The organism is Cytobacillus luteolus (assembly GCF_017873715.1).
GTDB lineage: Bacteria > Bacillota > Bacilli > Bacillales > Bacillaceae_L > Bacillus_BV > Bacillus_BV luteola.
In genome coordinates, this window is sequence record NZ_JAGGKM010000002.1 from 182,263 (window position 1) to 204,076 (window position 21,814).

Here is a 21,814-nt window from a genome sequence, read left to right on the forward strand (position 1 = left end):
AACCTTTTTGTTATCTTCACGTCTACTCCTATGAATTTATTAAACAGCGTTATAAGGAGAAGATCATGATGAAAGCATATTACAAAGTTTTAGCGACAACTGTCCTTTTGAGTAGTTTATTAGTAGCCTGTGGATCTACAGAAAGCGGGACTACGAATGGAAGTGCACCAGCAAATACTGAGGTTGATAGTAATAAGCCAGAAGACAAAACTAATGACAAATCATCTAAAGAAACTAAAGAGAACAAAGATACGAAAACAGAAGGTTCTAGTTCGCAAAAGTTAGCAGCTAACATAGATATTGAAGTATTTGTAGAAGGTGGAAACGAACTTAGACCTGCCACTCTATCAATGAGTGAAAATGGCTATGCAGTATATGTATTAGAAGATTTCACGTTTGAAGCAGAGGAACCAAATAAAGATATTATTCACTCTAATTTTGATCCTGAATACTTCGTACGTATCGAAAAATTGGATGCAGAAGCAAATACCGAAGAAATGAAAAAGAACATCATGAGTGCATATGAAGGTAATAAGCAAATCGGGATACATGATGTACCACCAACTGACCTTTTCATTGAAGAATTTCATAACGCTGATTTCCATATCTTGATTCAAGACCTCCAAACGAAATTGGATGTAATTTATATCGTTTCCGATATGCACGGAGAGAAATTCCAATTCACTTTCTTTATGCCACATAAAGAAGCAGCTGAAGGTGTAGCACCTAGTTTATGGGCGATTGCTAGAACAGTAATACCTACAGGTGACGGATTAAAATAACTAAAATAAGCCAGACCAAATCATCATGATTTGGTCTATTCTCATAAACTAAAACGTAGAAAAAGAGGAAGAAGTCAGAAAATAAACAAAAGTTAATGAAGGGTGGTATTTACTCTTGAGAATTTCTGAATTACATCCAATTTTATATCATACACGAATCAATCAAAAACGCTTTTTTAGATATATTATTAATCTTAAAGACTTAACAAAACTTGCAAACAAAAAAAGTAAAACTTCATTCCGATATTCATGTAAGAAACACCAGTCCTTATTAAGAAGAAGGTTAGGTGATAGCGACCCACAATTACAAGAAAATAAGATTACAAATCTTCGTATTTCCTCTAATAAGATTGATGGTATTATCATAGAACCTGGACAAATATTTTCATTTTGGAACCTGGTTGGAAAGACAACAAAACAAAAGGGATACATAGAAGGTATGCAGTTATCAATGGGTGAAGTTAAGACAGGAACTGGCGGGGGAATATGTCAATTAGCCAATCTTTTATATTGGATGGCTATCCATACACCTTTACAGGTTGTTGAAAGACACCATCACAGTTTTGATCCTTTCCCAGATGAAGGAAGAGTACTACCTTTTGGAAGTGGAGCTGGCGTTTTTTATAACTATATAGATTTAAGGTTTAAAAATCCTACTGACCACTCATTTCAAATCCGAGTATGGTTAACGGATAAACATTTAAAAGGAGCCATTTATAGTAGTGAGGAATGGAAATACTCTTATCATATCGAAGAAAAAAACCATAAATTCATCCAAAATAATGGAGAAAACTTTAGACAAAATGAAATTTGGAGAAAAACAGTCGACAAACGAACAGGAAACATCATTGATGAAACACTTCTTATTAAAAACTTTTCAAAAGTTAAATATGAAATTACTAGTGATATGCTAAAGGCTCATAATTAGTAGTTAACCAAGGCCAACTCGTCATGATTTGGTCCTTTTGGTATTTATGGTATCCTTAGTTCAAAATCACAAAATCTATGTTAAAATAAAAAGGAATAAATGAAGAACAAAGGTTCTATCTTCAAATAGAGGAGGAGCGGGACTACATGGATATAAAAGTGACTTCCAAGATGATAAAAGAAATGTGCGGTACCGTCTCCTTCAAAAGAGGAGACTCTTTTTATCAAGCCAATAAAGTTACAATTAATGAATATAGCCCTGATATTTGTAAAGCAACCGTAAATGTAGTAGAAGACTTCCAAGTCACCATAAAAAAAAATAATGGTATAGGGACAATCCAAACTACATGTAGTTGCCCGACGCTTGCAAACTTCCAAAAGGATTGTCAGCACGTGGCAGCTGTCTTACTTGCAATACAGGATAAACAACGAAAAGAAAATGATTCTCTTTTTATCACAGGCAACCAACCGGGTTTAGATGATTTAACAGAAGGTTTTATGACACTTTTTAATGATAAGCCCAATCAGTCAAGTCGTCATCAACTTCATTTTGAAAATCGGCAAATACTCGATGTCTTATTCTGTTGTAAGCCGGTTTCAATCGGTAACGATCACTATTTAATAGGAATTGAAATCGCTATAGAACAGACGAGGATAAAAAATATAAGAGGATTTCTAAATGATGTGAAACAAGGGAGGGTAAGTAGGTTATCTCCTACATTTACATATGATCCTAGTTTTCACTGCTTTGTAAATCAATCTGATGCCGTGCTTCATCACCTTATTCGAGTTATCCATGATGAGCAAGCTTTTCTAAATGCCTTGCCAAACCTTTTTAATTACAGCCAAAGCAACCATACCTTACTCATCCCACCATCATCATGGGTAGGACTGGCCTCATTACTAACAGATAACACGGTAGTTAGGATCAAACATCAGAGTCATCTGTACGAACAATTTAAAGTCGTAAATACACCACCACCGTTGACATTTTTGGTAGACAAATTCGAGGATGGACAATACAAGCTAACGATTAAAGGTTTTAACAGAATGTTAGTTTTGCCTTTTTACCATTCCGTCCTATGTGACGGCAATGTTTTTCAACTTCAAGAGCAGGATTGTGAACGGTTGTTTGAACTTAAGCAAATGCTTGAATCACCTGGTGCAGAACATATCCTTATTCTACATAATCAAATGGAATTTTTTCTTAAAAAAATTGTGCCCAGTCTGAAGAGAATAGGTGAGTTTCAACTCGCAAGAAGTGTTTCACAAGAATTTATGAAAACTCCACTTGTTGCAAAGCTTTATCTAGATCGCTTGAAAAATCGTTTACTGGTCGGTTTGGAATTCCACTATGACAATGTTATTATTCATCCTTCTGAAAATCGTGATATTCCAACAGGACCTGCGATTATTAGGGATCTTGAAAGAGAAGAGGAAATACTAGAAATTTTGAAGGAAAGTGAACTTTCACAAACAGATGGCGGCTATTACATGCAGAATGAAGCTCTTGAGTATGAGTTTTTGTATCATGTGATCCCTAAATTGCAAAAACTTGTTCAAATCTATGCAACTACCGCTGTTCGAAATCGTATTGTCAAAAAAGATGCCCATCCTATCATTCGAATAAGAATTAAAAAAGAACGGACAAATTGGCTTGAATTTAAATTTGAGTTGAACGGTATTGCTGACATACAAATTCGTGAGCTTTTAGCTGCATTAGAAGAAAAAAGGAAGTACTTTCGACTTAAAAATGGTTCACTCATGTCTCTTGAAACCAAGGAAATGGAAGAGATCCAGCGCTTTTTAAAAGCCGTTCCGATACAGAAAGAAGATTTTGAAGCAACATTAGATATGCCAATCCTTCAAAGTATCCAATTGTTTGACCAATTTGATAAAAATAATCTCTTTAAGGTAGAGGAAACATTCCAACGCTTTCTGGATGTAGTACGAAATCCAGGGAAAATAGATATTGAGGTGCCCAAAAAGTTGGATCCCATCCTAAGAGATTATCAAAAAATTGGGTATAAATGGATGAAGACACTTTCAAGCTACGGTTTTGGGGGGATTTTAGCCGATGATATGGGACTTGGTAAAACATTGCAAAGCATCACTTTTATCTCTTCTGAACTTGAAAAGTTACGAGAGAGTGGTAAACAAGTACTCATTGTTTGTCCATCTTCCTTAACCTATAACTGGTTACAAGAGATTATGAAGTTTTCTCCTGATATTCAAGCAATCGTAATAGACGGAAATAAAGAAAGCCGAGAAGAACTACAGAAAGATAGCAAGGGGCTAGATGTTATAATTACGTCCTATCCGTTACTGCGACGGGATATTAAGTGGTATGAGAGCCAAGTGTTTCATACGGTATTCTTTGATGAGGCACAAACCTTTAAAAATCCAACTACCCAGACATCAAGGGCGGTTAAACGAATCGAAGCAGAACATCGGTTTGGCCTAACAGGTACACCCATTGAAAATTCATCTGAAGAACTATGGTCAATTTATCACGTGGTTTTCCCACAACTTTTTCAGGGGTTAAAGGCATATAGTAATCTTAATAGAAAAACAATTTCACGTAGAGTCCGCCCATTTTTACTTCGCAGGGTAAAAGAAGACGTACTTGATGAGCTACCAGAAAAAATCGAATCACTTGAATCTTCTGAGCTACTGCCAGATCAAAAAAAGCTTTATGCAGCTTATTTAGCAAAGTTACGAGAAGATACGTTAAAGCACCTCAATAAAGATACGATTCGTAAAAACAAAATTCGAATTTTAGCGGGAATAACTCGTTTACGACAAATTTGCTGTCATCCTGCACTTTTTGTAGATGGATATAAGGGGAGCTCAGCAAAATATGAGCAATTATTAAAAATTTTGGAAGAGTCGAGATTGTCAGGTAGAAGAGTGTTGATTTTTTCACAATTCACGAAAATGCTTCAAATTATAGGAAGAGAGTTAACAAATAGAGGTCAGACCTTTTTTTATCTAGATGGGCAAACACCCTCAGGCGAAAGGGTGGAACTTTGCAATCGGTTCAATAATGGTGAGCGTGATCTGTTTCTCATTTCGTTAAAAGCAGGAGGTACCGGCTTAAACTTAACTGGTGCAGACACTGTCATTTTATATGATCTTTGGTGGAATCCAGCAGTTGAAGAACAAGCTTCAGATCGGGCTCATCGCATCGGACAAAAGAATGTTGTACAGGTAATCAAACTGGTCGCACGTGGCACAATTGAAGAAAAAATGAATGAGCTTCAGGAGAAGAAGAAAGATCTCATCGCTGATATCATCGATTCTGATGATAAGACAAATTCAGCATTAACAGAAGAAGATATTCGTGAAATTTTGATGACCTAACTAAAGATAGTAAAAAATATATGGTTAAATAAAAAAGCAAAAATTGTTGTTTAAATAAAAACAAAGGTAGCTAAAAATAGCTACCTTTGTTACAATAGGAAATTTCTTATACTTAGTAAGTCCAAGTAGCACCAACGATTATTAATAAGATGAACAATACTACGATTAGAGCGAATCCACCGCCGTAACCATAGCCGCCACCATATCCGTAGCCCATGCAATTCACCTCCTTAGAGATGATTTAGAGCAAATCAAATTATTACTCTTACTACATATATATGAACCGTGGTCTTTTGTGTATAGACATTCGTGTAGAGTCATAAAAATTAGTTTTATTCCCTAAATAAAAGACAGCTCTCATATTAGAGAACTGTCTTTTAGGTTAGAATACTTTATCACCATTAAAAATTGAGTTTTTCACAATGACATAATCTACGTGGCGGATCGCTTCGAGAGTTTTTCCTCCAGAATATGAAATAGAAGATTGTAGATCTTGTTCCATTTCGGTTAACGTATCTTGTAATGAACCTTTATACTCAACAAACATTTTCTTACCTTCTACGTTCTTTTTTTCACCTTTTTGATACTCAGACGCAGATCCGAAATATTCTTTAAACAATTTTCCATCTCGCTCAACAGTTTCTCCTGGAGATTCTTCATGACCAGCAAAGAGAGAACCTATCATAACCATTGTTGCACCGAAACGAATGGATTTTGCTACATCACCGTGTGTACGAATACCACCGTCAGCGATAATCGGCTTACTCGCTGCTCTAGAACACCAACGAAGGGCTGCTAACTGCCAGCCTCCAGTCCCAAATCCTGTCTTAATTTTGGTAATACATACTTTACCAGGTCCAATACCAACTTTTGTCGCATCTGCACCAGCATTCTCAAGTTCTCTAACTGCTTCGGGAGTACCAACATTACCAGCAATCACAAAGCTCTTAGGTAGGTGTTTTTTAATATGTTGAATCATATTAATTACAGCATTTGAATGACCATGAGCTATATCAATCGTGATATATTCAGGTGTAAGTTGCTCGTTTGCAAGCTTCTCAATGAACAGGTATTCTTCTTCTTTTACACCAACACTAATAGAAGCAAACAGACCTTTTGAATGCATTTCTTTTATAAATCCTAATCTTTTTTCAGGCTCAAAACGGTGCATAATATAGAAATAATTATTTTCAGCAAGATATAAGGCAATTTTTTCATCAATGATTGTTTGCATATTAGCTGGCACTACAGGAAGTTTGAATTGACGACCTCCAAGTGTAACAGTTGTATCACACTCTGAACGGCTGTTAACGACACATTTTGCAGGAATTAACTGAATATCTTCATAATCAAATACATTTTCCATAAATACACACTCCTAAAAATTACGATTTTAAATTGTAAGAGGGAAATTGAATGTTCGTATTTTGATCGAACTAAAAAATCCTACTTAAAAATGGGTAGATAAATACCACCCATTCGTAGTTAGGATTTATCGGTTCCTAGTAGAAACTCTTAGACCATAATTCTAAGAATATACGAATGCATTAAACAATAGATTTTTAACTCCAAAGATGATTATATACGAACTTTAATTACATGTAAATAAATATCGTTCGTGTATCACTATAATTAAGGTCATTTTTTATGTTAAATAAAAGAGAGAGGGCTAAAAGAATGTTTTTTATCAATTGAACATTATAGAATGAGGAGAAGGTACCGTAAATAAACATTTTAGATTATTACGTAAAATATAAATTTGACGTAATAAAAGAAGGAATAAAGCTTAGTTTGTAGAATTAGTATTATTGAGGTGAAATTTCATGGCTAATGAAGCTCAGCAACAACATAATAAGAAATTACAAATAATCCTTAAGGAACTCCCTTGGTATGTTGAAGAATACATCAACCACAAACGCAGAAAACTTTCGGCCGCTTCTTTACTAAATTATTGTCACGATTATAAGATCTTCTTCAATTGGGTATTATCAGAGCAACTACATAATGGAGTTATAAAAGACGTCCCTTTAGAACTATTAGAAAAACTAACAATCCAACAGGTTGAAGGTTTCTTAAATGCTCTTCAGTTTGAACTAAATAATAAAGAAGTTACTGTAAACCGAAAGTTATCTGCTTTAAAGTCCCTCTTCAACTATCTTCAAAACATTGCAGAAACACGTGATTTACAGCCTTATCTAAAACGAAATGTGATGGCTAAAGTTGAATTTAATGAACTTAAACAAAGTATGGAAACCCTTGCGAACAAAATGGAAGGGAAAATCTTGCTTGGAGATGAATATGAGAAGTTCAGACGATTTATTGCATATGATTACGGGGAACTTAGCAAAGATAATAAGAAACTATTAAACTTTTATCTTTTGAACCATGAACGTGACACAGCGATTGTTTCACTAATATTGGGCTCTGGCTTACGTTTATCAGAAGTGGTGAATTTGGATTTAGACGATATCGATTTTAACAAATTCTCAGCACGTGTTATTCGTAAAGGAAATAAAGAGCAGTATGTTTTCTTCAGTAGGATTGCTATGGATGACCTAAAAGAGTACCTTAAAATAAGAGAAACCCGATATCAGGTAGATAAGAATAACAAAGCGTTATTCGTAGCAGCTCCAATGGGACCTAAAGGAAAATCAAGACGTCTTACTGCTCGTTCAATTGAGAAGCTAATCGAAAAATATGCAATTGCCTTTGGCAAACCAGCTCTATCTGTACACAAACTACGACATTCATTTGCCACAAGGTATCATTCTGAAATTAACGATGTTCCAAAACTTAGACGGCAATTAGGTCATTCATCTATTCAAACAACAATGATATATACGCATATTAAAAATGATGACCTAAAAAGTGCCGTGGATCGAATGGACATTCCAAAAGATGATTTTTATGAACAGTAGGCTATCTATTTTTTCTTCTTTTTATCATTAAGGACTGGTTGGTTTTTAAGCAATTTTTCTAGCTCAACATACACATTAATAACGTTCTCTTCAACTTGGCTTACATTTACAACTTTACCTTTTCGACCTTTAATTTTTACATCCTGATTAATTGAAGGAATATTTTGTAATAATTGTGTTAATACAACCGAATTGTTTTCTAAGAAATGTACGACAGCCATTGTTTTATCCCCTTTACATTCAATATTTTTTGAAGAAGAAAAAATAAAGAAATATAATCTATCTTCTCTATTAAAAATATTGAATGTAAGGATCATTTAGACCAAAAAGACTGAAAAATTTTTGAAAATTTTTTTGAGGGTCTCTTCTATCATTTATATTTTTAACACTTGGTTTACATAATATTATTATGGTAATCTTTTTAAAAATGGAAATTTCAGCATTTTTACAGTAATATTAGTACACGATTGTAAGAAAGGAATGAAACTTTTGACTGACAGACTGTATTACACTTCTCCCCTTCTATCAAGCTGGGATACAGAGGTAAAAGAAGTAATTGAAGAAAATGAAAAGTATCTTGTAACATTGGCTGCAACTGCATTTTATCCTGAAGGTGGCGGTCAACCAGCTGACCACGGCTATATAGATAGTATTCAAGTGTTAGATGTAGTTGAAAAAGGTGATGAAATCTATCACATTCTCCCACATCCTCCATCCAACTCTACTGTTTCATGTAAAATCGACTATAACCGAAGAATTGATCATATGCAACAGCATACAGGTCAGCATTTATTGTCAGCAGTTTGTATTGAATTATATGATGCCCATACAGTAAGTTTTCACCTTGGTGAAGATACTGTGACGATTGACTTATCCGTTTCAGAATTAACTGAAGTACAAATGAATTCTATTGAAAATAAAGTTAATGAATACATCTATGAGAATCTTCCAATTGATAAATATATAGTAACTGTGGATCAGCTAACTTCCCTTCCCCTGAGAAAAATGCCCGAAGTTTCAGAAGAAATTCGAATTGTAGAAATAAAAGGTATCGATACTTCTGCTTGCTGTGGAACGCACGTCATGTCAACAGGACAATTAGGGGTTATGAAATTACTGAAAACAGAAAAGCAAAAGGGTAATATGAGATTACATTTTAAATGTGGTAAACGTGCACTTATGGATTATCAAGAATCCAGTATGATTCTCCAAAAACTATCAAGCAAATTTAGTACTAATCGTAGTCAACTAACTGACACGGTTACCAAACTAGAAAACGAAAATAAACAGTTGCAGAAAGAGTTAGAGCAACTAAGAGAAAAAAATGATGAATTTCTTGCTCAAGATTTACTAAATAATACCCACAACGCCATGATCATTCAAACGTTTGAGGAAAAAACATTTAAAGAATTACAGAGCTTAAGCAAAAAGGTTGTAAACAGGACTGATAAGTTACTGCTATTAATTTCTACAAGTGAAAAAAAGGTATTATTATCGCATAGTGGCACTCAAACTATACATTGCGGTCAATTATTTAAGGAGCACCTCCCTTCTTTTAATGGGAAAGGTGGAGGAAATGCTAGTTCTGCTCAAGGAGCTTTTAACTCTTGTGATTTAATGACTCAGTTTGTTACTTTTTTAGAAAAAAGAATCATTGAAAACGATAGATAATTGCATCTTACAAAGGAGTACTACTGGTTATAAAGGAAAGTCCATTGTGACTAATTCACAAAGACTTTCCTTTTTATTTACCACCATCCTTTTTTCTTAAAATAAGTTGCTGTTGCTCCCCCTATTCCAAACATTAGCAATACTCCATATAAATAACCGAATTCCCATTTTAACTCCGGCATTTTTTCAAAGTTCATCCCATATAATCCAGCAATAAAAGTCATTGGAATAAAAATTACACTAACTAGGGTTAATGTTTTCATAATGATATTCATGTGATCTGATTTCAACGACATTTGCAAATCAAAAATACTCGTCAAATTTTCTTTAAAAGAATCAAATGCACCTGTCACGCGAGAAAAGCTTTGAATTAAATCGTTCATATAAAAGCCGGATTCCTCATTAACATAAGGGAATTCAGTATGACCAATATCCTTTATAACATTTTCTTGTGCTTCAATGATTTGTCGCATTTCATGGAGTTTAAATTTTTTGTTATGTATTTCATGACCAATTTCATTTGAAAATGGCTTTATAAATACCTTTTCTTCAATTTGTTGGATTTCATCAGCAATAATATCGACCATTTCTAGGTAATCAGATGAAATAGCATCCATGATATGATACAGAATATGTCCGGTTGACACCATTTGTTCAGGATGCGTTTTGAATTGTTTCTGAATCTCTTCTATATCTTTTATATCCTTCATTACGGTTGAAATGATAAAACTGTCAGCTACTACTATATTTAATGATACAAAACTAAAATCATCTTGAATGATTTTCACGCAAATAAAAGCATGATCTTTGTAAACATCAACCCTTGGCTCGCCATCTTTAGACTTCATCGCTCTTCTAGCTAAGGGATGAATATTTGCTTTCTCGTAACACGCTTTAAGTTCATTCTCGTCACGTGAATGAAACCAAATTTGCTCGTCTTTACCGGGTGCATGAAAAGATTTTAAATCAGTAATTTTGTTTTCTTTTTTCTTGTAACAAAGCATAATACACTAACCTCTCACAATGATAGATATTGATTAGTGTTAACATAATTTAAATTAAAATAACAAAAAAGCTGAAAGGTTATGCTCTTTCAGCTTTTTACAAATTTAAATCGATTCTTAATGATATCAGCTTTAACTAAAGCATCGTATAGGAGAATAAGTCCTGGACCAGCTAAGAGACCGATAAATCCAAGCAATTGGAAGCCTATATACATGCTTACAAGTGCAGCCAATGCGCTAATGCCAAGATTATTTGAGAAGATCTTAGGTTCAATAACTCTTCGAACAACTGTAATGACTAAAAATAAGATGATTAATCCAATTGCTGTAGCACCATCACCATCGATATAGCAATAAACCGCCCATGGCACGATAAATGAACCAGTACCTAAGATTGGAAGTAAATCAACTAGAACAATCAACAATGATAAAACAACTGGATAACTGCTATCAAGCAATATTAACCCAATATAAGCAATTGCAAATGTAACCCCACTTAGTATAATCTGTGCTCTTAGAAATCCAACTAATACTTTATTTAATTGAGATAAAAGAATTGTTACTTTCGCTTTTGTCTCTTTCTCTAACGATTGATTTATTTTTTGATAGATTCTAGGCAGCTCATTTAAAAATAAGAAAACAGCGATTACATAAACAAGAAATTGAAATAAAAATTCTGGAATACTCGATAAAATTGTAAATAGCCCTTCCGTTAACCGTTTTGCAATATCGATTAAAATTGCTTTAAGTGAAATGACTGCACTTTCAATGGATTCTACCAACTCAATCGGTAAACTTTCTGAGAAATTTCCCCATCTTACCATCAATGACTCGATTCTACTGATATCGAAGGAAGCAATAAAAAATGGTATGTTTCGAACAAACATGATCAACTGATCAACTATCACTGTTATGCTGATATAAGATAAGAATGAAAGTACAATTAAATATAGGAAAAATGTAATTGTTACAGAATATATCCGCTTTACATTTAGTTTTGTATGAATATACCGAACAAGTGGTTCAAGTGCGACTGCCGTAAGAAAAGCTAAAATAAGTGGAACTGAATACGGTATTAGAAAAAGAATAAGTGCTGTAAGAATAGCTATTACTATATACTGCTTTTTCATCAAGCGGCTGTACCTTCTCTCAGGGAAACTAATTTACTATCTTACTTTAATGTGAAAAATTTTAAACTAGCTCTATTTTACAACATACACATGTTTATTTAAATCAAAATCTAATACGGTCCATTTAAAAAACTGTTAAGGGCTAAACCCTTAACAGCTCTATTTTTTATTCACTTTGTTTCTCTTTATTTGTAAGTTTTAATAACTCCACTACATCTCCAGTTTCATTAGTATCAACAACAAAAGATCCGTTACTGTAGCGATCATTTGGCCTTAAATCTTCTGGGTTAATACTCTCAGTTGTTCCATTTCTCGTTTTCAAGAGTAGTTCATCATGTTTAGAGACGAACGCAACCCCAACAATTCGATGTGGATTTGCTTTTAATTCTCGAAGCATAATAACTCCACGTTTTGCCCTTGATGCTTTTTCAAATTCAGTTAACTTCATCTTCTTAACGGCTCCACGTTGAGTGACCACAACGATGTCTGGGGATTCAGCTGGGTCAAATACCTTTCCTCCAACAATATGATCGCCATCTTTTAGGTTAATCCCTTTTACTCCAGCTGCCCTTGCACCCACGATACTCACTTCGTCTTCACTAAACCAAAGTGCATAACCATAGGAGGTTGTCAGGAATACATCTTGGTTACCATTTGTTACAAAAACATCTATTACCGAATCATTATTTTTAAGATTAATAGCAACTAGTGGCTTTGAATACCTTGTTGCTTTGTATTGTGATAGTTCGGTTTTCTTAACCATACCATTTTTAGTTACAAACAATAGGAATTCTTCCGTTTCAAAGCTCCTAATTGGGATGGCCTCAATGATCCGTTCATCACGATCAATACTGATGATATTCGCGATATGCTGCCCAAGATCCTTCCAACGAATATCTGGTAATTCGTGAACTGGACAGTATAAATAGTTCCCCTTATTCGTAAAGAACAGGACAACATCGGTTGTATTAATCTCAATCTGTCTGATTAACGTATCTGTGTCCTTCATGCCGAAATCTTGGCCATTTGAAGCTGCATACGACCGTAGACTTGTACGTTTAACATAACCATCTTGAGTAACAGTCACAATCACGTCCTCAGAAGGAATCATTACTTCAAGATTAATCTTGATTTCTTCAATTTCATCCTCTATTTTTGATCGACGATCATCTGCATATGTTTTCTTTATTTTCTTTAAGTCATTTTTGATAACCGTTAATAGCTTACTTTCATTGTTTAGTATAGAAAGTAACTCAGCAATTTTCTTATCCAATTCTTCTGCTTCCTGTTGTAATGCTGTAATATCAGTATTTGTTAATCGATATAACTGTAAAGAAACAATCGCTTCAGATTGTGGCTCTGTAAACTGATATTGCTCCATCAAGTTGTTTTTCGCATCTCGTTTGTCCTTAGAAGCACGGATTGTTGCAATAACTTGATCTAAAATAGATAATGCCTTCATTAACCCTTCAACAACATGGTGACGCTCACGAGCTTTCTCTAAATCGTAATTAGAACGATTTGTTATCACTTCTTTTTGATGGTTAATATACGCATCTAAAAATTGTGAGATGCCCATTAACGTCGGTCGTTTATTGTAGATCGCAACCATATTAAAATTAAAAGGTACTTGAAGATCACTATTTTTATAAAGATAGTTTAGAACACCATTTGCATCAGCGTCCTTTTTTAGTTCAATGACAATACGTAGACCAGTTCTATCCGTTTCATCACGAACTTCACTAATTCCTTCAACTTTACGGTCAAGACGGAACTCATCAATCTTCTTAACCAAATTCGCTTTATTTACCTCAAAGGGAATTTCAGTTATGACAATTTGCTGCTTGCCTCCTCGTGTCTCTTCAACTTCAGCTAGTCCTCGAATGATGATTTTCCCTTTTCCTGTTTCGAACGCTTTACGGATTCCATCTACACCTTGAATAATCCCACCCGTTGGAAAGTCAGGTCCTTTAATTACCTTCATTAGGTCATCCACTGTACATACAGGATTATCAATGCGCATAATTACACCATCAATAACCTCACCTAAGTTATGCGGTGGAATTTCGGTTGCATACCCAGCGGAAATACCTGTTGAACCATTAACCAAAAGGTTTGGATACATCGCAGGAAGAACAGTCGGCTCCTTACTTGTGTCATCGAAGTTTGGAACGAGTTCTACTGTTCGTTTATCAATATCACGTAACAGTTCTGATGCGATTGCAGATAATCTGGCCTCTGTATAACGCATCGCTGCAGGTGGGTCACCGTCAATACTACCATTGTTTCCGTGCATCTCAATTAGTAGATTGCGAAGCTTCCAATCCTGGCTCATACGAACCATTGCCTCATAGACCGAGCTGTCACCGTGTGGATGATAGTTACCGATAACGTTACCGACTGTTTTTGCTGATTTACGGAACCCTTTATCCGCCGTATTACCTTCCACATGCATCGCATAAAGAATCCTTCGTTGAACAGGTTTCAGACCGTCCCTTGCGTCAGGTAATGCCCTCTCCTGAATAATATATTTACTATAACGTCCAAAACGGTCGCCGAGTACATCCTCAAGAGGTAAGTCTCTAAATTTCTCTACTTGTTCCATCTATTGTTGTTCCTCCTCTACGACCGATAAGTTCTCATTATCTAAAATATTTGTTTCGTCTGCAAGGCTAAATGCCACATTTGACTCAATCCATTTACGACGAGGTTCAACCTTATCACCCATTAATGTAGACACTCGACGTTCTGCTCTAGCTGCATCATCAATACGCACACGAATAAGCGTTCTCGTCTCAGGATTCATTGTCGTATCCCATAATTGGTCGGCATTCATCTCACCTAAACCTTTATAACGCTGAATAATATACCCTTTGCCAATCTTAGCAATCGCACCCTTAAGCTCGTCATCAGACCAAGCGTATTCAATGACTTCCTTCTTACCAGTACCTTTGCTTACCTTATAAAGAGGAGGTAGTGCAATAAAGACCTTCCCAGCTTCAACCAGTGGTCTCATATAGCGGTAAAAGAATGTTAAAAGTAAGACCTGAATATGCGCTCCATCCGTATCAGCATCGGTCATAATAACAATTTTGTCATAGTTAATATCCTCTACTGAAAATTCGGGGCCAACACCGCCACCAATTGCATAGATGATTGTATTGATTTCTTCATTTTTAAAGATATCTGATAGCTTAGCTTTTTCTGTATTTATAACTTTACCTCGTAAAGGTAGAACAGCTTGAAACCTGCGGTCACGACCTTGTTTAGCCGATCCACCAGCAGAATCTCCTTCGACTAAATAAAGCTCATTTTTCTGTGGATTACGTGACTGCGCAGGCGTTAATTTTCCACTTAGCATCGCTTCAGAACGTTTTCTTTTTTTCCCGCTTCTTGCTTCTTCTCTCGCTTTCCTAGCAGCCTCTCGAGCTTGGAATGCTTTAATTGCTTTTTTAACGAGTAGTCCACTTGTCTCTGGGTTCTCTTCGAAGAAGTAGTTAAGTTTTTCGGACACAACTGAATCAACCGCCGATCTTGCTTCACTTGTTCCAAGCTTGCCTTTTGTTTGCCCTTCAAACTGAAGTAACTCCTCTGGAATACGAACAGACACAATTGCGGTTAAACCTTCACGAATATCTGAACCTTCAAGGTTTTTATCCTTTTCCTTTAGTAAGCCGACCTTTCTTGCATATTCATTAATGACACGAGTTAAAGCCGTCTTTGAACCTGCTTCATGTGTACCTCCGTCCTTTGTACGAACATTGTTTACAAAGGACAGTACATTATCTGAATACCCATCATTAAATTGGAAGGCATATTCTACTTCAATACTGTTTTGTGTACCTTCAAAGAAAACAACAGGATGTAACGCATCTTTTTCTTCATTTAAGTAACTAACAAATGCCTCAATTCCGTTTTCGTAATGGAAAACTTCCTTTTGGTCATGACGTTCATCAATTAGCTCTATTTTTAAACCTTTTAATAAAAAGGCAGATTCTCTAAGTCTTTCACATAGCGTTTCATAGTTATAGACCGTTGAACTAAAAATCGTTGGGTCCGGTTTAAAGTGTATTGTTGTCCCTGTTTGATTCGTATTGCCAATTCTTTCCAGTGTTGTAGCAGGCTTTCCACCATCTTCAAATCTTTGTTCGTAAATGCTTCCATCACGCTTAATTGTCACTTTTAACCATTCAGACAATGCATTTACAACAGAGGCACCTACACCATGTAGCCCTCCACTCGTTTTATACCCACCTTGTCCAAATTTTCCACCTGCATGTAATACTGTTAAAATAACCTCTGGTGTTGGTTTACCAAGCTTATGCATTCCAGTTGGCATTCCTCTTCCCTTATCCTGAACACTTATACTATTATCTTTATGAATTTTGACAATAATGTGATCTCCATGACCTGCTAATGCTTCGTCAACAGAGTTATCTACGATTTCATAAACCAAATGGTGTAATCCGCGGCTATCTGTGCTTCCAATATACATTCCCGGTCTTTTTCGAACTGCCTCCAGCCCTTCTAAGACCTGTATCGCATCATCATTATAGTCAAACGTTTGCTGCTTAGCCAAAGAACATACCCCTTTCTATTCCGGAAAACAAAAAGTGACAAAATGTTTTCCGGTTAACAACAAAGTTGATTTGTTGTTAACTCCCCACAAGAACATCTGTTTCTATTTTATCATATAACAGCCAACTAGCAGTTGACTTGCAATAAATTAATGTCATAAATTCGGCTTTTCCCCATGAAAGTAACCGAAAAAAATGAAGCTTATTGCGCTAAGCTTCTCTTTTAAAAAAGATTGTCCAAGCTATATTTTATATGTTTATCGAAATTTAGCAAACCCTCATTTAGGGAAAAAATAAAAATCCTTGTAGAAACAAGGACTTTTGAACGATTCATTATGTAAGGAAAACCTGCTCAACTAGCTATTTTCTCTACCTATAAATGCTATTTCGTCAGTGCGTGCTCTACTTTTATGCAACGATCCATAATTACTGTGTACCCTTTTTCTTTCAAGAAATGATATGCCTCTTCATTCACAAGCCCTAATTGAGCCCAGTATACATCGGCATCAATTTCTGCAAATTCCTTAGCTACATCGAATAAATGTTCGGATCTGCGAAATACGTTAACAATATCCACGTGACCCTCAATTTCTTTAAGCGATTTCACTGCTTTTACTCCGAGCACTTCATCAGCTGTCGGGTTCACAGGGATAATTTCATAGCCAGCATCTTGCATTGCTTTGCTAACCATATGAGACGTTTTCTCTGGATTTTCAGATAGTCCAACGACAGCAATTCGCTTACTATCCTTAAGTATTTTTCCAATCTCTTCTCTAGTAGGGATGTTTATTGCCATGGATCGATTTCTCCTTTCATATACCATACATCTTCTTACACTAGTATTTCGGTAATATGGTTCATTATTCCTTCTGCATTTAACAGTTTTTGTCGAAAAAAAATAGTGGAGCATTTTATTCACTTCACTATCCTCACTTATCCTTATATACACAAACTCTATTACGTCCCTCTTGTTTTGCTTTATACAATGCTTTATCAGCACGATCTAATATTGTTTCTGCATTATCACCCATTTTATATTTCTCAACACCAAAGCTTGAGGTTAAGTTACCTATTTCAGTAAAAGAATGTTCTTTTACATTCTTTCTTAACTTTTCGGCTAATTGAACAGTTTGTTCAAATGTACGTTTTGATACAATGACAAATTCTTCTCCACCCCAACGTCCAAAGTAGTCTTCTTTACTTAATACCTTTGAGATAACAGTGGTAAACTCAACAAGAACTTGGTCGCCTGTCTTATGGCCGAATTCATCATTCACTTTCTTAAACCGATCAATATCAAAGAAAATAACTGAAAAATTTGTATTGCTCTTCTGAATAAAGCTTTCAATCCACATATATAGTTGTCTTCTATTTCCTATACCCGTTAATTGATCCTGATAAGCCATTTCTTCAAGGATTTCAGCTTTTGTATAATTTCTGATCAACTTCCGAGCAGAAAAAAGAAAGATTATATAAACTAAATTCGCTAACATATATTGTGAAAAATTACTCTTAAATCCTCCTAACAAACTATCCCAAAACGATAAAGTTATAAATAAAGTTAATAACCAAAGCACGAAAGAATATATCGCTCCAACTCTACCATAAATAGTAATAAAAATATAAATATATGTTAGTGTCGTCCAGTAGCCAATACTACCCGTCATATCATGCTTTTCGATAGCAGCTGTATACGTAACCGTAAAGGTAGTAATAAGATGAATTACACTATTTATCACCAAGGTTAGTAGTTCAATGATACGAAAAGCCTTTCCTTTAAAGATTAAAATCCATATACAAACATACCAGACTATTAAAAATACACCAATGTATTCTAAGAAGCCAAGGTTTCCATCCCAATCCAAAAAAATGCTTAAAAGGGCCAAGACTAATATTGGTATGACCCATAAATAAAGTCGTTGTTTAAACTGTTCAAATTTTGTAAGTTGCTGTGACACTGTTAACTAGCCCCCTATTAACAAATTAAAACTAGTTGTATAATTAAGTTATTATATCACAGAGTTATATTAGTTTCGCATTAAAAGTACTTTTATCAATGTAACTACTTTTAGATATTACAGTTCGTTTATTTATACAGTACCTATTTTATTGTATGGAGTTAGAGGATTCTCCTCAGATAAGGAATCCTGCTTTGATTGCTTTTCCCATAAACGATTACCTACCATATAAATGCAGTTACTTACTAATAATAAAATGAAAATAATGCTGAATAGCCAGGATATATTTAAAGTTGAGTATAGGAACATTCCCAATGTAGGTCCAAGAAACCTTCCTAATTCGGTAAAATTCATTGCCCCATAATAACTACCACGTAAGTGATCCGGTGCTAAATTATCTATTAAAATGGTACCAGCAGGAAAACATAAAACCTCGCCTAAAGTAAAAATAATCATAGAGAGGATCATCTCAGTTAAACTATTTGAAAATGCAAATCCTAAACCTCCGATAGCATATAGTCCGTTACCAACATATACCCCTGTAATGGTAGAAAAACGTTCAAATATTGAAGAAAGAGGTAGTTGTGCAAGGACTACTACCAATGCGTTTGTTGTCATCATCCAGCCAAAATAGATAACACCCTTTTCAAAAGTTGTACTCATATGATGAGATAATGGTGCAAATTGAGCAAAACCGATTTGCGTAATACATGCTCCTAAAATAAAATACATTAAAACTTTATCTCTTTTTATAATTATAAGAGATTGTTTCATAGAATAAACGGTCTTATTCTTTTGTACTGGTATTGAAACTTTACTTGTAAACAGGTGTAAGACAATAGAATAAACGAAATAAAAAAGCCCTGTAATCATAAATCCAATTCCACTGGATGATAACCCAATAAACACACCAAGTAATGGACCAATTGCAACCCCAGCATTAATAACCGTATAGCGTAGTGAGAATACCTTTGCTCTCAATTTCTGCTCTGTTAAGTCTCCCATAAGAGCCTGAGATACAGGTTCAAAAAATGCCTTACATATACCATTAAGAATACTTAATAGGAGAAAAATAATAGGGTCTTTGGCAAGTGCAAAACCTATAAATACAAATCCCCAAGAATAAATAGATAAAAGCATAATTTGTTTTCTACCAAACTTATCCGACAAATACCCTCCTAGGATACCAGATAATGTACTTGCCAATGGAGCTGCACCAATGACCACACCTATCATAAGTGGAGTTAAATCAGTCTGTTTTGCTAAATAAATTGCCAAAAAAGGTAAGCTCATTGAATTGGCAATTCTAGAAAATAATGAACCAATAAGTAGTACTGAAATAATTGGATGAAGCTTCAGCAATAATTTGATCACCTTGAATAACTCTCCTTCTTGTAACACGAATGTTGGTTAATACAAAAAAGCCGGTCTCATATCTCTACTAAAGATACAAGACCGGCTTATGAAAAAACATAAGGGCGACATTAGCCACGGTTTATCAGTCTAGATTTCTATGAAATTAACTATATTTTTACTTATTTAGATTAAAAAGTCAATACTACAAAAAAAAACCAAATCTTTTATAGATTTGGCCAGTTTATTAATTACTTTTTTCAGTTGTTGCCTCTAGCTTATTTAACGACTCATCAAGTGTAATCCATCCCAAGTCATTTGCAAAAAAACGGGACCAGGTCGCAACACCTGCAAGATTATACTTATGAACAAGCTGTCCTCTTTTTTGAAGTGAAAGCTCATCTTCAATCCAAATCTTATAGGTCGCTTTCTCTTCTTCATTTCGATATTCTACATAATTTTGACCCGTGGCTTCATCATAGTTCGGGGTTAAATTTCGCTCTTCTATCCACTCCCGAATCACATCCATGCTATAAGCCTTGGAAGAAACTTCAATGTTTCCACCTTCTGTTTCTTGTTCTTTCCAAATCCTTGCATATAGAGGCACACCTAGGATGAGTCGATCGTGTGGGACAACTTTTAAAAGCTCCTTAAGATTGTTTTCAACCCATGGTAAACTTGCTACACTACCCGCCACAGGAGACGTCCCCCAATGTTCATCGTAGGCCATAACCATGATATAGTCGACAATTTCCGCTAGCTTTTCTCGTTCATAAAACTTGGACCACATTTCACTACCTGATATAAAGGTAATATCCATCGAAACAATTAATCCAGCTTGGTGGAAGTAGGGTGTTGCCTCTCTAACAAATTGAGTGACAAGTGGTCCGTCAGCTGAACGAACATTTTCAATATCTATATTTATACCGTCTAACTTATACATTTCAGCATATTGAAGGAGCTGCCTCACCATCTTCATTCTAGTTTCATAATTTTTAAAGGCTTCATGGGTTTTATCAGGATCAAAATCATTCGAAAAGAGACCCCAGACCTGATAGTTTCGAGATTTTGCCCAATTCACATAATCAAGTGAACCAAGATTTGAGATATCCCCTTCATTGTTTTCCAAATGGAACCAAGTAGGAGAAACAACGTTCACACCCGGCATTTGAGGAAGCTTTTTCACATCTGGATTCACTGAATAAACAGCTTCCCAGGTTACATTAATTGGCCACTGAATTGCAGGATGTGTTTTTTTTACCCTTTCATATTCCACTGTAACAATTCTTGTGTTTGCTAGAGTGATAGAATCTTTGGGTAAATAACCTGCTACACCATTGTTTTTACGAACATAATAAAAACTGTTTTCTTCTCTAATTATTTCAATTTGCTCTTTCTCGGTAACCTCTGCAACGTAAGGACTAGTTAAACTAGTTTTTGATCTAAGTCGAAGTTCTTCTACTTTTTGTTCCGCATCTACTGTTCCATAAAGGATAGGTTCACCATGTGTTCTTACAATAACTACTCCCGAATCTTCAAGGTGCTCTATTTGAACCGGATATAGATTTTTAAGCAGCTCTAAAGCAATATATGGAATCTCCTCGTTTTCTAGTAGAATTGGTATCTCTACCTTGAAAGGTTGTTCATTAACTAGATAGGTTAATGAATCCGTAGGCATTTGAATAACTTTGTCAGTTGTTGTAATAATAATCGAATTCGTTTCTACATCCATTACGAATGAGTCATCAATATGTTCTTTAAAAAATGTAAGAGGTAAATAAACAATGTTATCTTTTATTAAAGCTTCTTCCTCTATCATTTCTCCCTTATATATTATTGGGTGCTCTTTGCTTGTATAGATCACTTTTTCTTCTGATGGAAATGGATAGATAAAGAAAAATAGACTTGTAGATATCAGTACGAGTGAAGCAATTAACCCCACTACGATTGTAGAAGTTTTTATTCCATTCTGTTTATGCGTTTCGATTCTCGACATACTACACCTCCTACCGACATACTACGAAATTTTTTGACAAATGAAAAGATATATTTGCAAATTAACAGGATTTGCTGATTGAATAATTGTTATGTTTTTTCGTATTGACGTGGTACAATTATAGGAAGACATGCT

Annotated in this window: 16 protein-coding genes and 1 riboswitch; of the genes, 5 read left to right on the top strand and 11 right to left on the bottom strand. The window is 35.0% G+C overall.

Annotated features, from left to right (window positions below):
• The first annotated feature begins 65 nt into the window (after positions 1 to 65).
• From J2Z26_RS05750 to J2Z26_RS05760, 3 genes are all read left to right on the top strand, one after another.
• A complete protein-coding gene (locus J2Z26_RS05750; RefSeq protein ID WP_193536404.1) occupies positions 66 to 782 on the top strand; it encodes a hypothetical protein in 717 nt (238 codons plus the stop codon).
• A 115-nt stretch (positions 783 to 897) separates the two neighbouring features.
• Positions 898 to 1,710 carry a VanW family protein gene (locus tag J2Z26_RS05755; protein WP_193536406.1) on the top strand — a complete coding sequence of 271 codons (813 nt, stop codon included), beginning with the start codon at positions 898 to 900 and terminating at the stop codon, positions 1,708 to 1,710.
• 146 nt (positions 1,711 to 1,856) lie between these two features.
• Complete coding sequence (locus tag J2Z26_RS05760) at positions 1,857 to 5,072, top strand: DEAD/DEAH box helicase (protein ID WP_193536408.1); 3,216 nt, start codon at positions 1,857 to 1,859, stop codon at positions 5,070 to 5,072.
• A gap of 112 nt (positions 5,073 to 5,184) precedes the next feature.
• On the opposite strand, the gene J2Z26_RS05765 is transcribed toward J2Z26_RS05760, so the two are convergent.
• Together J2Z26_RS05765 and guaC are read right to left on the bottom strand one after the other, a co-directional pair.
• Positions 5,185 to 5,289 (bottom strand): YjcZ family sporulation protein, encoded by a 105-nt coding sequence (locus J2Z26_RS05765; protein WP_193536410.1) that lies wholly within the window; start codon positions 5,287 to 5,289, stop codon positions 5,185 to 5,187.
• A 165-nt stretch (positions 5,290 to 5,454) separates the two neighbouring features.
• A complete protein-coding gene (gene guaC / locus J2Z26_RS05770) occupies positions 5,455 to 6,438 on the bottom strand; it encodes a GMP reductase (RefSeq protein ID WP_193536412.1) in 984 nt (327 codons plus the stop codon).
• 96 nt (positions 6,439 to 6,534) lie between these two features.
• Positions 6,535 to 6,634: riboswitch (purine riboswitch) on the bottom strand.
• Between the two features lie 261 nt (positions 6,635 to 6,895).
• On the opposite strand from guaC, the gene xerS reads away from it, so the two are divergent.
• A complete protein-coding gene (gene xerS, locus J2Z26_RS05775) occupies positions 6,896 to 7,990 on the top strand; it encodes a tyrosine recombinase XerS (RefSeq protein WP_193536414.1) in 1,095 nt (364 codons plus the stop codon).
• A 5-nt stretch (positions 7,991 to 7,995) separates the two neighbouring features.
• Here xerS and J2Z26_RS05780 read toward each other — a convergent pair whose 3' ends face one another.
• A complete protein-coding gene (locus tag J2Z26_RS05780) occupies positions 7,996 to 8,211 on the bottom strand; it encodes a hypothetical protein (RefSeq protein WP_193536416.1) in 216 nt (71 codons plus the stop codon).
• Between the two features lie 268 nt (positions 8,212 to 8,479).
• Between J2Z26_RS05780 and J2Z26_RS05785 the strand changes: the two genes are divergently transcribed.
• The gene (locus J2Z26_RS05785) at positions 8,480 to 9,661 is read left to right on the top strand and encodes an alanyl-tRNA editing protein (protein ID WP_193536418.1); all 1,182 of its coding nucleotides are present in this window, start codon (positions 8,480 to 8,482) and stop codon (positions 9,659 to 9,661) included.
• A 77-nt stretch (positions 9,662 to 9,738) separates the two neighbouring features.
• Here the strand turns inward: J2Z26_RS05785 and J2Z26_RS05790 are convergent, their stop codons facing one another.
• The 8 genes from J2Z26_RS05790 to J2Z26_RS05825 form a co-directional block, all read right to left on the bottom strand.
• Complete coding sequence (locus tag J2Z26_RS05790) at positions 9,739 to 10,665, bottom strand: magnesium transporter CorA family protein (protein ID WP_193536420.1); 927 nt, start codon at positions 10,663 to 10,665, stop codon at positions 9,739 to 9,741.
• Positions 10,666 to 10,754: 89 nt separating this feature from the next.
• A complete protein-coding gene (ytvI, locus tag J2Z26_RS05795) occupies positions 10,755 to 11,795 on the bottom strand; it encodes a sporulation integral membrane protein YtvI (RefSeq protein WP_227413710.1) in 1,041 nt (346 codons plus the stop codon).
• A 166-nt stretch (positions 11,796 to 11,961) separates the two neighbouring features.
• The gene (gene parC / locus J2Z26_RS05800; protein ID WP_193536424.1) at positions 11,962 to 14,400 is read right to left on the bottom strand and encodes a DNA topoisomerase IV subunit A; all 2,439 of its coding nucleotides are present in this window, start codon (positions 14,398 to 14,400) and stop codon (positions 11,962 to 11,964) included.
• Positions 14,401 to 16,374: a DNA topoisomerase IV subunit B gene (gene parE / locus J2Z26_RS05805; protein WP_193536426.1), complete on the bottom strand. Its 1,974-nt coding sequence runs from the start codon at positions 16,372 to 16,374 to the stop codon at positions 14,401 to 14,403.
• A 380-nt stretch (positions 16,375 to 16,754) separates the two neighbouring features.
• Positions 16,755 to 17,168: a CoA-binding protein gene (locus J2Z26_RS05810; protein ID WP_193536428.1), complete on the bottom strand. Its 414-nt coding sequence runs from the start codon at positions 17,166 to 17,168 to the stop codon at positions 16,755 to 16,757.
• Between the two features lie 133 nt (positions 17,169 to 17,301).
• Positions 17,302 to 18,330 (bottom strand): GGDEF domain-containing protein, encoded by a 1,029-nt coding sequence (locus tag J2Z26_RS22385; protein WP_193536430.1) that lies wholly within the window; start codon positions 18,328 to 18,330, stop codon positions 17,302 to 17,304.
• A gap of 132 nt (positions 18,331 to 18,462) precedes the next feature.
• Positions 18,463 to 19,704 carry an MDR family MFS transporter gene (locus tag J2Z26_RS05820; RefSeq protein ID WP_193536433.1) on the bottom strand — a complete coding sequence of 414 codons (1,242 nt, stop codon included), beginning with the start codon at positions 19,702 to 19,704 and terminating at the stop codon, positions 18,463 to 18,465.
• Positions 19,705 to 19,930: 226 nt separating this feature from the next.
• The gene (locus tag J2Z26_RS05825; RefSeq protein WP_193536435.1) at positions 19,931 to 21,679 is read right to left on the bottom strand and encodes a glycosyl hydrolase family 18 protein; all 1,749 of its coding nucleotides are present in this window, start codon (positions 21,677 to 21,679) and stop codon (positions 19,931 to 19,933) included.
• Between the last annotated feature and the right edge of the window lie 135 nt (positions 21,680 to 21,814).